The 14,152-nt window shown below is 62.7% G+C and carries 9 protein-coding genes; all 9 read left to right on the forward strand.

The features are described 5' to 3' along the window. Positions 1-55 precede the first annotated feature (55 nt). The 9 genes from QN219_RS18345 (at position 56) to QN219_RS18385 (ending at position 14,055) form a co-directional block, all read left to right on the forward strand. A complete protein-coding gene (locus QN219_RS18345) occupies positions 56-1,456 on the forward strand; it encodes a CmpA/NrtA family ABC transporter substrate-binding protein (protein WP_284001247.1) in 1,401 nt (466 codons plus the stop codon). 72 nt (positions 1,457-1,528) lie between these two features. Then, positions 1,529-2,602 carry an ABC transporter permease gene (locus tag QN219_RS18350; protein WP_284001248.1) on the forward strand — a complete coding sequence of 358 codons (1,074 nt, stop codon included), beginning with the start codon at positions 1,529-1,531 and terminating at the stop codon, positions 2,600-2,602. A 9-nt stretch (positions 2,603-2,611) separates the two neighbouring features. Then, positions 2,612-4,375 (forward strand): nitrate ABC transporter ATP-binding protein, encoded by a 1,764-nt coding sequence (locus tag QN219_RS18355; RefSeq protein WP_284001249.1) that lies wholly within the window; start codon positions 2,612-2,614, stop codon positions 4,373-4,375. A gap of 4 nt (positions 4,376-4,379) precedes the next feature. Continuing rightward, positions 4,380-6,827, forward strand: a complete 2,448-nt coding sequence (gene nirB / locus QN219_RS18360; RefSeq protein ID WP_284001250.1) for a nitrite reductase large subunit NirB — start codon at positions 4,380-4,382, stop codon at positions 6,825-6,827. Continuing rightward, positions 6,824-7,177, forward strand: coding sequence for a nitrite reductase small subunit NirD (gene nirD / locus QN219_RS18365; protein ID WP_269285980.1), 354 nt, complete (start codon positions 6,824-6,826; stop codon positions 7,175-7,177). Before nirB ends, nirD begins: the two co-directional genes overlap by 4 nt. Before the next feature lie 29 nt (positions 7,178-7,206). Then, positions 7,207-8,052 (forward strand): formate/nitrite transporter family protein, encoded by an 846-nt coding sequence (locus tag QN219_RS18370; RefSeq protein WP_284001251.1) that lies wholly within the window; start codon positions 7,207-7,209, stop codon positions 8,050-8,052. 65 nt (positions 8,053-8,117) lie between these two features. Continuing rightward, positions 8,118-9,851: a bifunctional protein-serine/threonine kinase/phosphatase gene (locus QN219_RS18375; RefSeq protein WP_284001252.1), complete on the forward strand. Its 1,734-nt coding sequence runs from the start codon at positions 8,118-8,120 to the stop codon at positions 9,849-9,851. A 348-nt stretch (positions 9,852-10,199) separates the two neighbouring features. Next, the gene (locus QN219_RS18380; protein ID WP_284001253.1) at positions 10,200-12,872 is read left to right on the forward strand and encodes a nitrate reductase; all 2,673 of its coding nucleotides are present in this window, start codon (positions 10,200-10,202) and stop codon (positions 12,870-12,872) included. Then, a complete protein-coding gene (locus QN219_RS18385; RefSeq protein WP_284001254.1) occupies positions 12,844-14,055 on the forward strand; it encodes a siroheme synthase in 1,212 nt (403 codons plus the stop codon). Before QN219_RS18380 ends, QN219_RS18385 begins: the two co-directional genes overlap by 29 nt. Positions 14,056-14,152: the final 97 nt, after the last annotated feature.

Raw genomic sequence — 14,152 nt, forward strand, 5'->3', positions numbered from 1 at the left:
CCCGAACGTCGCAACCGCAGGCGAACCTCCCATCGCCGATAAACAGGAGAACAGCATGAGCAGGCCTTCCACTGGAAAAATCGCGAAGTGTTCGACCGTCGCCACCCGGGCGGCTGCGCTCTACGTCGGCGCCAGCTCTTTCGCGTCCGCCGAAATGCTGGAACTCGAGAAGGACGAACTCAAGCTCGGCTTCATAAAGCTCACCGACATGGCGCCCCTGGCGATCGCCTACGAAAAGGGCTTCTTCGAGGAGGAGGGTCTGTTCGTCACGCTTGAACCGCAGGCCAACTGGAAGGTGCTGCTCGATCGCGTGATAACCGGCGAACTGGACGGCGCGCATATGCTTGCCGGCCAGCCGCTCGCCGCCACGATCGGCTTCGGCACCAAGGCGCATATCGTCACGCCCTTCTCCATGGACCTGAACGGCAACGGCATCACCGTCTCGAACGACGTCTGGGCGATGATGAAGGAGCACATTCCGCTCGGCGACGACGGCAAGCCGGTCCACCCCATCAAGGCCGACGCATTGAAGCCCGTCGTGGATGCGTTCAAGGCCGAGGGCAAGCCGTTCAATCTCGGCATGGTGTTTCCGGTTTCCACCCACAATTACGAGCTTCGCTACTGGCTGGCTGCCGGCGGCATCCATCCCGGGTTCTATTCACCGGAAAACGTCGCGGGACAGATCAGAGCGGACGCGCTCCTTTCGGTGACGCCGCCGCCGCAGATGCCCTCCACCCTCGAGGCCGGCACGATCGTCGGCTACAGCGTCGGCGAGCCCTGGAACCAGGCTGCGGTCTTCAAGGGCATCGGCGTACCGGTCGTGACCGACTACGAAATCTGGAAGAACAATCCGGAGAAGGTCTTCGGGCTGACCAAGGAATTTACCGAAAAATACCCGAACACGACGCTTGCGCTCACCAAGGCGCTCATTCGCGCAGCCAAATGGCTGGACGAAAACAACAATGCCAACAGGGCAGAGGCCGTCGAAATCTTGTCGCGCAGCGAATATGTCGGCGCCGACGCGGCCGTTATCGCGAACTCGATGACCGGCACCTTCGAATACGAGCGGGGCGACAAGCGCGACGTTCCGGACTTCAACGTGTTCTTCCGCCACAACGCGACCTATCCGTTCTACTCCGACGCCATCTGGTACCTGACGCAGATGCGCCGCTGGGGTCAGATCGCCGAGCACAAGGACGATGCCTGGTACGCGGAAACGGCCAAATCCGTCTACCTGCCGGACATCTACATGAAGGCAGCCGAGATGCTGGTCGAAGAGGGCACCGCCGCCAAGGGCGACTTCCCCTTCGGCACCGACGGCTACAGGGCGCCGACCTCCGACTTCATCGACGGTGTCGCCTTCGATGCGAAGGCGCCGAACGCATACATCGACTCGCTCAAGATCGGGCTGAAGAACGGACAGACGATATCCGGGTCGGACGTCGTCGGCGGCTGAACTTCGTGCCGGCGGCGCGAAATCCGAGGCCGCCGGTTCCGAGACCACAATTCCAACAGATGAGACAAATCCATGACTCAAGCGATCACCGTGGCTCAATCGAAACTCGCGCGACGAGAGCGTCTGTTTCAGCGGATCAACAAGGCCGCCGGTTGGCTCAACGTGCTCGGGCTTGGTTGGGTGACCCCGATCCTGCGCATGGCCGCCGGCGACAATGTCGCCGAGCAGATGTCAGAGATCCGCAAGGTGCTGCTGGTGCCGCTTGCCGGCATCCTGTGTTTTCTGGCCCTCTGGGGCTTTCTTGCGCCAAAGGTTCAAACCTCACTCGGCGCCATTCCGGGCCCCGCAGCCGTTTTCGGCCAGGCGAACGTACTCCTCCAGGACCACTTTGCGGAACGGAGCAAGGCAGCCGCCTTCTATGCCCGGCAGGACGAACGCAACGCCAAGCTCGTCGCCGAGGGCAAGCCCGGGCAGGTCAAGCATCGCGTGTTCACGGGCAAGCCAACCTATATCGACCAGATCGCGACGTCGCTGATGACGGTCGGACTCGGCTTCGTCATCGCGACTCTGGTCGCCGTACCGCTCGGAATCGCTTCCGGTCTGTCCAAGACGATCAGCGGCGCGATCAATCCGCTGATCCAGATCTTCAAGCCGGTCTCGCCGCTGGCATGGCTGCCGATCGTGACCATGGTCGTCTCGGCACTTTATGCGGATCCGTCGAGCCTTCTGCCGAAGTCCCTGGTGATCTCGGCGGTGACCGTCACCCTCTGTTCGCTGTGGCCGACGCTCATCAACACCGCGCTCGGCGTCGCCTCGATCGACAAGGACCTGATGAACGTCGGCAAGGTCCTGCAGCTTTCGACCGCGACGACGATCCGCAAGCTCGTTCTCCCGTCCGCCCTTCCCTTGATCTTCACCGGGCTCAGGCTGTCGCTGGGCGTGGGCTGGATGGTGTTGATTGCGGCTGAGATGCTCGCCCAGAACCCCGGCCTCGGAAAGTTCGTATGGGACGAATTCCAGAACGGTTCCTCTGACTCGCTCGCCCGCATCATGGTTGCGGTCCTGTCGATCGGCATCATCGGCTTCATTCTGGATCGGGTCATGTATGCCCTCCAGTCCGCCTTCACCTTCACGTCGAACCGGTAGGAGGCGCCCATGACAATTCTTCAACTGAGCGATGTCTCGAAGTCCTTCGGCGAGGGCAAGTCGCGCAACGACGTCCTCTCGGGCGTAAACCTCAAGGTCGAGGAAGGCGAGTTCATCGCCATCGTCGGCTTTTCCGGCTCGGGCAAATCGACGCTGATTTCCCTTCTCGCCGGCCTGACGATGCCGGATCTGGGCGCGGTGCTCTTCCGCGACAAGGAAGTGTCGGGTCCCGGGCCGGAGCGGGGGGTCGTCTTCCAGTCCTATTCGCTGATGCCCTGGCTCTCGGTCCGCGCCAACGTCGCCCTCGCGGTCGATGCGGTGCACTCCGGCAAGAACAAGGCGGAAAGAGCGAAGATTGTTCAGTACTATATCGAGATGGTGGGTCTGTCCCATGCGACGGAGCGCCGGCCCGCGGAACTCTCGGGTGGCATGCGTCAGCGTGTTGCCGTGGCAAGAGCGCTTGCGATGCGGCCCGACGTGCTCCTGCTCGATGAGCCGCTCTCGGCGCTCGACGCGCTCACCCGGTCGAAGCTTCAGGACGAACTCGCCGAGATTTCGTCGAAGGAAAAGAAGACGATCATCCTCATCACCAACGACGTCGACGAGGCGATCCTGCTCGCCGACCGGATCATTCCCTTGACGCCCGGCCCGATGGCATCGCTGGGGCCGAGCTTCGAGGTGAACCTGCCGCGCCCACGCGACCGCGCGGAAATCAACTCGAACGCCGAGTTCATCCGCCTTCGCGGCGCCGTCACCGAATATTTGATGGACCTGGGCGCAGGGCGCAATACGGCCGAAAGCGGCGCCGTCGCCTTGCCGAACGTCGTGCCGATCACGCAGAAGCTGGCCGGTGCCAAGCTGCCGGATGCCTATGCCCGAAAGGCGCGCTCCGCGATCGAGAAGAGCTACGTCGAATTTTTCGAGGTGCGGAAGGTCTATCCGACGCCGAAAGGTCCCTTGACGGTGGTCGACGGCTTCAACCTCAAGATGAACAGGGGCGAATTCGTTTCGATTATCGGGCATTCCGGATGCGGCAAGTCGACCGTGCTGTCGATGATGGCCGGCCTCAACCCGATCTCGTCGGGCGGCATCATCCTCGACGGAAGGGAAATTTCGGGCGCCGGCCCGGACCGCGCAGTGGTTTTCCAGGCCCCCTCGCTGCTTCCCTGGCTGACCGCCCGCGAGAACGTCGCGCTCGGGGTCGACCGCGTCTATCCCGACGCCACGCCGGCCGAGCGGCGCGACGTCGTCGAATATTACCTGCAGCGCGTCGGCCTCGGCGATGCGATGCACCGGCTCGCGGCCGACCTGTCAAACGGCATGAAGCAGCGTGTCGGCATCGCCCGGGCGTTCGCGCTGTCGCCGAAGCTGCTCCTCCTCGACGAACCCTTCGGCATGCTCGACAGCCTCACTCGCTGGGAGCTGCAGGAAGTGCTGATGGACGTGTGGAAGCGGACCCAGGTGACGGCAATCTGCGTCACGCACGACGTCGATGAGGCGATCCTGCTCGCAGACCGCGTGGTGATGATGTCGAACGGCCCGAACGCGCGGATCGGCAACATCATGGAAGTGAACCTGCCCCGGCCGCGCTCGCGCAAGGAGCTGCTGTCGCACCCCGACTACTATGCCTACCGCGAGGAACTCCTGGACTTCCTGGAGGCCTATGAAGGCGGCGCTAACCCCGATCCCGAACATCTCGAAGCGATCCGGAACAAGCGCGCCGCCCGAACCATGTTGTCCGCCCAAACTCTCAAGAAACAAGCCGCGGAGTGAAATGATGACTGAGAAACTGGTGATCGTTGGCAACGGCATGGCGCCGGGCCGCATGCTGGAGGAACTCTTCGAAAAGGCGCCCGGGCGCTATGAAGTAACGATTTTCAACGCCGAACCGCGCGTCAATTACGACCGCATCATGCTGTCGCCGGTTCTCTCCGGCGAAAAGACCTACGAGCAGATCGTCATTCACGGCGACGGCTGGTACATCCAGCACGGCATCACTCTCTACAAGGGCCACAAGATCGTCGCGATCGATCGTCACGCCAAGACGGTCACCTCCGACCACGGCGTCACGGAAAGCTACGACAAGCTGGTGATCGCCACCGGTTCGGTGCCCTTCATCATCCCCGTTCCCGGCAAGGATCTGCGCGGCGTCATCACCTATCGCGATCTAGACGACGTGCAGGCGATGCTGCTTGCCGCCCAGTCGCGCGAAAAGGCGATCGTCATCGGTGGCGGCCTGCTCGGCCTGGAGGCGGCAGCCGGTCTGAAGGCGCGTGGCATGGACGTCACCGTGCTGCACGTCATGCCGACGCTGATGGAACGCCAGTTAGATCCGGCCGCCGGTTATCTCTTGCAGAAGGCGGTCGAGGAGCGCGGCATCAAGGTCATCACCAAGGCAAATACCAAACGGATCGTTGGCGAGGGTAAGGTCGAGGGCATCGAGCTCGACGACGGGCGCATCATTCCGGCAACTTTGGTCGTGATGGCGGTCGGCATCAGGCCGAATGTCGGTCTTGCCAAAGAGGCAGGCCTCGCCGTCAATCGCGGCATCGTCGTCGACGCAGGCATGCAGACTTCGGACGGGGACATCATGGCGCTCGGCGAATGCGCTGAAGTCGGAGGCATGGTCTACGGTCTCGTCGCGCCGCTTTATGAAATGGCACGGGTGGCCGCCGCCCATCTTGCCGGAGAACGTAGCGCCGCCTTCGTCCATTCCGATACGCCGACGAAGCTCAAGGTGACCGGCATCAATCTCTTTTCGGTCGGCGACTTCGCCGATGGCGAGGGGCGAGAGGAAATCGTGCTGCGCGATGCCACTGCCGGCATCTACAAGCGCCTGGTACTCAGGGAGAACCGCATTATCGGCACGGTACTCTACGGCGAGACCGCGGACGGTGCCTGGTTCAACGACCTCATGAAGCGCGGCACCGACATCACCGAGATGCGCGACACGCTGATCTTCGGTCAGGCCTACCAGGGAGGGTCCCCGCTGGACCCTATGGCGGCCGTTGCAGCCTTGCCGGATGATGCGGAGATCTGCGGCTGCAACGGCGTCTGCAAGGGCAAGATCGTCGGGGCGATCACCGGGAAGGGCCTGACGTCGCTGGACGACGTGCGCGCCCACACCAAGGCGTCCGCCTCCTGCGGCTCCTGCACCGGTCTGGTTGAGCAGCTGATGTCGCTGACGCTCGGCGACAGCTACAACCCGGCCGCCGTCCAGCCGATGTGCAACTGCACAGAGCTCGGACACGACGACGTCCGCCGTCTGATCAAGGCGAAGAAGCTGAAGACCATTCCCGCCGTCATGCAGGAGCTCGAATGGAAGACGTCCTGCGGCTGCGCGAAGTGCCGGCCGGCGCTCAACTACTATCTCGTCTGCGACTGGCCGGACGAATATGCCGACGACTACCAGTCACGCTTCATCAACGAGCGCGTCCACGCGAATATCCAGAAGGACGGCACCTATTCGGTGGTCCCGCGCATGTGGGGCGGGGTCACCAGCTCGAAGGAACTGCGCGCCATTGCTGACGTTGTCGACAAGTTCAACGTGCCGATGGTCAAGGTGACCGGCGGCCAGCGCATCGATCTGCTCGGCATCGAGAAGGAGGACCTGCCCGCCGTCTGGGCCGACCTCGGCAAGGCCGGTTTCGTATCCGGCCAGGCCTACGCGAAGGGCCTCAGGACGGTGAAGACCTGTGTTGGCGAGCAATGGTGCCGCTTCGGCACCCAGGACTCCACCGGGCTCGGCATCCGCATCGAGAAGTTCATGTGGGGCTCGTGGACTCCCGCCAAGGTGAAGATGGCCGTCTCGGGCTGTCCAAGGAATTGCGCGGAAGCGACCTGCAAGGACGTCGGCGTCATCTGCGTCGACTCCGGCTTCGAGATCCATTTCGCCGGTGCGGCCGGACTCGACATCAAGGGCACGGAGGTCCTTGGGCTCGTCAAGACCGAGGACGAGGCCCTGGAGCACATCGTCGCCCTGACGCAGATGTATCGCGAGCAGGCCCGCTACCTCGAACGCATCTACAAATGGGCGAAACGCGTCGGTCTCGACGAGATCCGCCGCCAGATCATGGACGACGCTGACAAGCGCAAGGCCTATTTCGACCGCTTTGTCTTCAGCCAGAAATTCGCTCAGGTCGATCCCTGGTCGGAGCGCGTCTCCGGCAAGGACAAGCATGAGTTCAGGCCGATGGCCGTCATCCAGAAGGAAGCAGCGGAATGAACGCTCACAATCTTAGAACTGAGGCCGCGTGGATTCTGGTCGGCACCGTCGACGACATCCCACGCCAGGGTTCACGCCGCGTCCACAAGGGCGAAACGAAGATTGCTGTCTTCAGGACCGTCGATGATCGCATCTTCGCATTGGAAGACAAATGCCCGCACAAGAACGGGCCGCTCAGCGAGGGGATCGTTCATGACGGCTGCGTCACATGTCCGCTCCACAACTGGGTGATTTCACTTGAAACGGGCGAAGCCCAAGGCGCGGACGATGGAAGGACATCAACCTTCCCGGTCCGGATCGAGGGACGAGAAATCTATCTCGACCTTGCAAACAACCATGCGGCTCGCTGAGCCGTTTCTGAACGCGAAAAGGAAGCGCGATGTCCTACGTAGCACCCCAGGAATTCGCCACGAAGATGATCGATGCGGGCGAGTCCAAAGTCTTCATGTCCACAAAGGACACTCTGATCCGTGCCTATATGGCCGGTGCCATCCTGGCGCTCGCGGCAGCGTTCGCGGTCACCATCAACGTCAATACGGGAGAGCCGCTGATCGGAGCCCTGCTCTTTCCGGTCGGCTTCTGCATGCTTTACCTCATGGGCTTTGATCTGCTGACCGGCGTGTTCACCCTGGCGCCGCTGGCGCTGATCGCCAAACGCCCCGGCGTGACCATCGGTGGGGTGCTGCGCAACTGGGGCCTCGTCTTTGTCGGAAACTTCGCGGGCGCAATGACTACCGCCGTCTTCATGGCAATCATCTTCACCATGGGTTTTTCGCAGGAACCGAACGCGGTCGGGCAAAAGATAGGCACTATCGGCGAGTCGCGAACGCTCGGTTATGCGGCCGCTGGAGCCGCTGGCATGTTGACGCTCTTCGTACGGGCCGTGATGTGCAACTGGATGGTCTCGACGGGCGTTATCGCGGCAATGATGTCAAACTCGGTGTCCGGCAAGGTGATTGCCATGTGGATGCCGATCCTGATCTTCTTCTATCTCGGCTTCGAGCACTCGATCGTCAACATGTATCTCTTCCCTTCGGGCATCATGCTCGGCGGTCAGTTCACATGGATGGACTACTTCCTCTGGAACGAAATCCCGACCGTCGTCGGAAACCTCGTCGGCGGCCTTACCTTCGTCGGTGGCATGATCTACGCCACCCATTACAAGACCTCGCCGAGCCGCAAGGGAACCGAACAGCCCGCCACGCGACTCGTCGCCGCCGAATGATGTGAAAACGTGACCTGCTGGTCCCGCCGGAAGACGGCGGGACCGCTTCCTGTTGGGAAGATTGGATGTTGAAGTCTCTCGAGTCGGGCAAGCTCAAGGTCTCGCTCGGCCAGTATTCGGCAGCGGGCCGGAAGGCGATCAATCAGGATTTCCATGGCGCCGTCGTCCCGGACGGCGCCGGCCTCATGATGAAGGGTGTCGCCGTCGCGATTGCCGATGGCATTTCATCGAGCCCGGTCAGTCAAATTGCCGCGGAGACCGCGGTCAAGAGCTTCCTGACAGACTATTACTGTACCTCCGATGCCTGGACCGTAAAGACCGCCGCAAGCCGTGTTATCGACGCGACCAACTCCTGGCTCAACGCGCAGAACCGGGGCATCGAGGATCGCGACCACGCTCATGTGACAACGTTTTCGGCGCTCGTCTTGAAGGGCCGAAGAGCGCATCTCTTCCATATCGGCGACAGCCGCATCTGGCGACTCTCCGACCGTAATCTCGAGCCGCTCACCACCGACCACCGCCTGGCGCCGTCACAGAGCGAAAGCTATCTCGGCCGGGCGCTTGGGCTGCTGCCGTCCGTCGAAATCGACTACCGCCGGTTGGATGTACAGGCCGGGGATGTTTTCGTGCTGACGACCGACGGAATCCACAACAGCATTTCGTCCCGCAAGATCGCCGCAATCATCGCATCGAGCGCCGACCTTGCTGCGTCAGCGGCTGATATTGCCGCGTCGGCATACGAAGCGGGAAGCAGCGATAACCTGACGATCCAGATCGTCCGGATCGAGGCCTTGCCTGAAGGCGATCTGGAGCCGGTTTTCGACAGGACGGATTCGCTGGCTCCGGCGCCCTTGCCCCGGGTGCCTGGGGAGTTCGAAGGCTACCGGATTCATCGGCAAATCCATGCAAGTAACCGCAGCCACATCGTTCTCGCCACCGATCCGCAAACCGGGGATAGCGTGACATTGAAATTTACATCGGCTGACATGCGAGAGGACGAGAACTACCTTCGGCGCTTCGCAATGGAGGAATGGATCGCACGCCGCATTTCGAGCGTGCATGTGTTGAGGAGCCGCCATCCGCTGGCACCGCGCCAATCTCTCTATCTCGTTACCGAGTTCGTCGACGGCGAGACCCTTGCCCAATGGATGGCCGACCGCCCGCGAGCCGAACTACGCGCCATGCGCGACATCATTGGTCAGATTGCCGACGGGCTTCGCGCTCTTCATCGCAAGGAAATCATCCACCAGGACCTGCGCCCTGAAAACCTCATGATCGATCGGAACGGCACCGTGAAAATCATCGACTTCGGTTCGGCCCTGGTGGCCGGCGTGATTGAGGCGGCGCCAGATCTCGATCGCGGCGACATACTCGGTACGATGCAGTATGCGGCGCCGGAATATTTTGTCGGAGAGCGGGGCAGCGAGCTGTCGGACCTCTATTCGCTCGGCGTAATCGCCTACCAGATGCTGACTGGCCGTTTGCCCTACGGCGCCGCCGTGGCGCGAACGAGAAACCGGAAACAGCAGCAGAAACTGCGCTTCGACAGCCTGCGTGAGATTCGGCCAGACGTACCGGACTGGGTGGAGGCCGCGATCCGCAAGGCGGTCCACCCCGATCCCACCAAACGATATCAGGCTTTGTCGGAGTTCGTGTACGACCTGTCGCATCCAAACCCAAAGCTGGTCGGGGCTCGTCCGCAGCCGCTGATGGAACGCAATCCCCTGCTGTTCTGGCAGTGCCTGACGATCCTCCTGAGCCTGACAATTCTCGGCATGCTGCTGAAAGACTCCAGCTGAGCGGGCATTTGCTCACTTTTTAGGCACTAGATGCAAAATATTAAATCTTGTGCAATCACCCGTCTTTTGCCAATATACGAGTGAAGCAAGTCAGCCGCGACAGTCGCGCTGACCGCGTTACAAACGGTGCATCCGCAACGGAGCGGAACCGCCGCCAGCCTATAAATCCAGGCGCCAGCATCGACGCTGTGTAATTCATCCTTGTCCTTTGTGACTTGGTTGATTGCATGGCGTTTTTGTTTTGCCCGCCTGCTGCTGATTTGCCGGGAGGTTTCAGCACAGGAAACATTTTCCCGGCCATACCTACCGCCGCGATCCGGGGTCCAAACGAGGAATTGGTAAGATCGAATGCCAGAACCGGTCCATGAGAAAAGCGTAAAGACCACCTGCCCCTATTGCGGCGTCGGTTGCGGTGTCATCGCCCGCGTGGGCAAAGACGGTGCAGTCAGCGTCAAGGGCGATCCCGAGCATCCGGCCAATTTCGGCCGGCTCTGTTCCAAGGGCTCGGCGCTTGCCGAAACCATCGATCTCGACGGCCGCCTCCGCCATCCGGAGATCCGCGGCCGCCGCGCAGGCTGGGACGAAGCGCTGGATCTCGTCGCCAGCCGCTTCGCGGAAAGCATTGCCGAGCACGGCCCGGATTCGGTCGCCTTTTACGTCTCGGGGCAATTGCTGACCGAAGACTATTACCTCGCCAACAAGCTGATGAAGGGCTTTATCGGTTCGGCGAACATCGACACAAATTCGCGCCTCTGCATGTCGTCCTCGGTTGCCGGTCACCGCCGCGCCTTCGGCTCCGACACGGTTCCCGGTGCTTACGAAGACCTGGAGCTTGCCGATCTCGTCGTGCTCACCGGTTCCAATCTCGCCTGGTGCCATCCGGTCCTTTATCAGCGCCTTGCCGCGGCCAAGGCGAACCGCCCCGAGATGAAGGTCGTCGTCATCGATCCGCGCCGCACGATGACCGCCGACATCGCCGACATGCATCTGGCGCTCGCGCCGGACAGCGACGTGGCGCTTTTCAATGGCCTGCTCGCCCATCTCGCTGCGAGTGGCGCCGTCGATCAGAACTATATTTCCGCGCACACAAGAGACTTTGCGGAAGCCTTTGCGGAAGCTTCCGCATTAGATGTCGCGGAGCTCTCGGCCCTGACCGGGCTTTCGCAGACGCAGTTGCTCGATTTCTTCCGGCTGTTCGAGACAACCGAAAAGGTCGTCACCTGCTACAGCCAGGGCGTGAACCAGTCGGCCTCCGGCACCGACAAGGTGAACGCGATCATCAATTGCCATCTTGCAACAAGCCGGATCGGCCGGCCGGGGATGGGCCCGTTCTCGCTGACCGGCCAGCCCAACGCCATGGGCGGGCGCGAGGTTGGCGGGCTCGCCAACATGCTCGCTGCCCATCTCGACATCGAAAAGCCCCTTCACCGTGATCTCGTCCAGCGCTTCTGGCGCGCGCCTACGATCGCGAGCAAGCCCGGTCTCAAGGCGGTCGATATGTTCCGCGCCGTCGCCGACGGGCGGATCAAGGCGCTCTGGATCATGGCGACAAACCCGGTCGTCTCGATGCCCGATGCGCATGCGGTCGAGGCCGCGATCGAGGCCTGTCCCTTCGTCGTCGTGTCCGACATCCTGCGGGAGACCGATACGAGCCGCCACGCTCACGTGCTTCTGCCTTCGTTTGGGTGGGGCGAGAAGGACGGCACGGTCACCAATTCCGAACGGCGCATTTCGCGCCAGCGCGCCTTCCTCGATGCGCCCGGCGAGGCACGCCCCGATTGGTGGCAATTGGCCGAGGTCGGCCGGCGCATGGGCTTCGCCGAGGCCTTCGCCCATGCCTCCGCCGCCGAGGTCTTCGCCGAACATGCCGGCCTTTCCGGCTTCGAAAACGACGGCCGCCGCGATTTCGACATCGGCGCGCACGCGGCGATCGACAAGGCGGCCTACGACGATCTGAAGCCCTTCCAGTGGCCTCAGCCCCGGGATACGCAGCCCCAAGAGAGACGTTTTTTCGCAGCGGGCGGGTTCTACCATCCGGATCGCCGAGCCAGCTTCGTCGCGGTCGGCGCGTCGGTCTCGAAACGGGCAAACGATGCCTATCCCTACACGCTTAACACCGGCCGCGTCCGCGACCATTGGCACACGATGACCCGGACCGGAAAGAGCGCCCGGCTCTCCGCCCACATCGCCGAACCGTTTGCCGAAATCCACCCGCGCGACGCACAAAAGCTTGCCGTCGCTGATGCCGATCTGGTGATGATCGAGAGCCCCTTCGGACGAGCGATCGTCCGGGCGCTTCTCACTGAGCGGCAGGCGAAGGGAAGCCTCTTCGTGCCGATGCACTGGAACGACCAGTTCGCTTCGAAGGCCCGCATCGACGCGCTGGTGCCGCCGATTACCGACCCGTTTTCCGGGCAACCGGCGTCAAAAAACGTGGCCGTCAAGGCTGCCCGCTTCGCCGCTCGGGCCTATGGTTTCGCCGTCTCCGCCCAGAAACCCGGAGCAATGGATGCCGCCTATTGGGCACTCGCTAAGGCCGAGGGCGGATGGCGGGTTGAGCTTGCCTTCGCCGAACCGGAACTGGACTGGATCGGCTGGTGCCAGCAAAGCTTTTCCATTCCGGCCGGGATCGAGCCGATCGGCTACACCGACCGTCAGTCCGGCGAGCTTCGCCTCGCATTCTTCGACGGCGATCGGCTGCTTGCGGCCCTATTCCTCTCGTCGCGGCCGGTGGCGGTCGCCCGCAACTGGGCGGTCTCCCAGCTTTGCGCCTCGCATGCCGACCTCAGCATGCGCTTTGCGGTCGCGGCGGGGCGCCCCGGCGCCGGCAGAGAGGACCCGGGCGCGACCGTCTGCTCCTGCTTCGGCGTTGGCGTCAACCAGATCACCGGCGCAATTCGAGACGGTTGTCACAGTGTCGAGGCGATCGGCGAGAGGCTTAGCGCCGGCACCAATTGCGGCTCCTGCCGCGCAGAGATCAGGGGGATCATCGATGGATGTCTTGCCGCTGCCGCTGAATGACCGGACTGCACTGCCCTCGTCGCAACGCGTCGCTCCGCTCGCCACCCTGCCGCTGTTCTGGAGCTTGAAGAAGAAGCGCGTCGTGATTGCCGGCGGCAGCGACGCCGCCGCCTGGAAGGCCGAACTCCTGGCTGCCTGCGGGGCGGAGGTTCATCTTCACGCGCCGCGCTCGCAATTGAGCGACGTCTTTCTGGGCCTCCTGAAGCGCGGCGCCGCACATGAGGACGGCCGCCTCGTCCACCACGACCAAATCTGGCACTGCGGCGTTTTCTCCGGCGCCGCCCTTGCGATCGGCGATTGCGATGGCGATGCCGAAGCGGAGGCGTTCTTCAATGCCGCGCGTTCGGCGGGCGTTCCCGTCAATGTCATCGACAAGCCGGCCTTCTGCCAGTTCCAGTTCGGGTCGATCGTCAATCGCTCGCCGGTCGTCGTTTCGATCTCGACCGACGGCGCGGCACCGATCCTGGCGCAAGCCATCCGCCGCCGGATCGAAGCCCTGCTGCCACCGGCGATCAAGGGCTGGGCGGCGATCGCGCAGGCGCTCCGCGAAAAGGTCAACGCCCGACTGAATCCCGGCGCGCCGCGCCGCGCCTTCTGGGAGCGGTTCGTCGATCGCGCATTTCTGGAGACACCGGAGGAGGGTGTCGAGGCGCGGCTGATGGAGGAGGTGGATTGCTTGCACGCGACCCCCGTCTCCATCGGCCGCGTCACGGTCGTCGGCGCGGGGCCGGGCGATGCCGAACTCCTGACGTTGAAGGCCGTTCGTGCCTTGCAGGCGGCCGACGTCATTCTCTTCGACGAACCAACCTCGAACGAAGTGCTCGAACTCGCCCGCCGGGAAGCAAAGCGCTTTTTCGTCGATCGACAGAGCAGCCGCGCGCCGGATGGCGACGAAGAGGTTCACGGCGCGATGATAGATCTTGTCCGGGCAGGCAAGCGCGTGGTGCGCCTCAAATCCGGCGACCCCACCGCTTCGGCCGGAATGCGCAAGGAGATCCGACGGCTGGAAAACGAAGGCATTCCCGTCGAGATCGTACCGGGTGTATCGGTCGAGCGTCATCGAGCTGGAGCGCAGGGGCTTACCAGAATCGACGGCTTAGTCGGTATCGCGAGCCTTGCCGGTGCTGCTACTGCGCCGCGCGCCCAATCGGACGCGCTAACATCGCTACCGCAGGCCGGTTGAGTTCCTGGAGAGCCGTTCCATGCGAGCGCACAAGGAGAACATCTGACGATAGTGGCCGCAATCGGTGGGACCCGGAAATCGCAGCCAGAGTGACGAA

It is taken from the genome of Sinorhizobium sp. 8-89, assembly GCF_030124325.1.
GTDB lineage: Bacteria > Pseudomonadota > Alphaproteobacteria > Rhizobiales > Rhizobiaceae > Sinorhizobium.

Coding starts and splice junctions, on each gene's coding strand:
- QN219_RS18345 (WP_284001247.1), top strand. CDS start 56: ATGAGCAGGCCTTCCACTGGAAAAATCGCGAAGTGTTCGACCGTCGCC.
- QN219_RS18350 (WP_284001248.1), top strand. CDS start 1,529: ATGACTCAAGCGATCACCGTGGCTCAATCGAAACTCGCGCGACGAGAG.
- QN219_RS18385 (WP_284001254.1), top strand. CDS start 12,844: ATGGATGTCTTGCCGCTGCCGCTGAATGACCGGACTGCACTGCCCTCG.
- nirD (WP_269285980.1), top strand. CDS start 6,824: ATGAACGCTCACAATCTTAGAACTGAGGCCGCGTGGATTCTGGTCGGC.
- QN219_RS18370 (WP_284001251.1), top strand. CDS start 7,207: ATGTCCTACGTAGCACCCCAGGAATTCGCCACGAAGATGATCGATGCG.
- QN219_RS18380 (WP_284001253.1), top strand. CDS start 10,200: ATGCCAGAACCGGTCCATGAGAAAAGCGTAAAGACCACCTGCCCCTAT.
- QN219_RS18375 (WP_284001252.1), top strand. CDS start 8,118: ATGTTGAAGTCTCTCGAGTCGGGCAAGCTCAAGGTCTCGCTCGGCCAG.
- QN219_RS18355 (WP_284001249.1), top strand. CDS start 2,612: ATGACAATTCTTCAACTGAGCGATGTCTCGAAGTCCTTCGGCGAGGGC.
- nirB (WP_284001250.1), top strand. CDS start 4,380: ATGACTGAGAAACTGGTGATCGTTGGCAACGGCATGGCGCCGGGCCGC.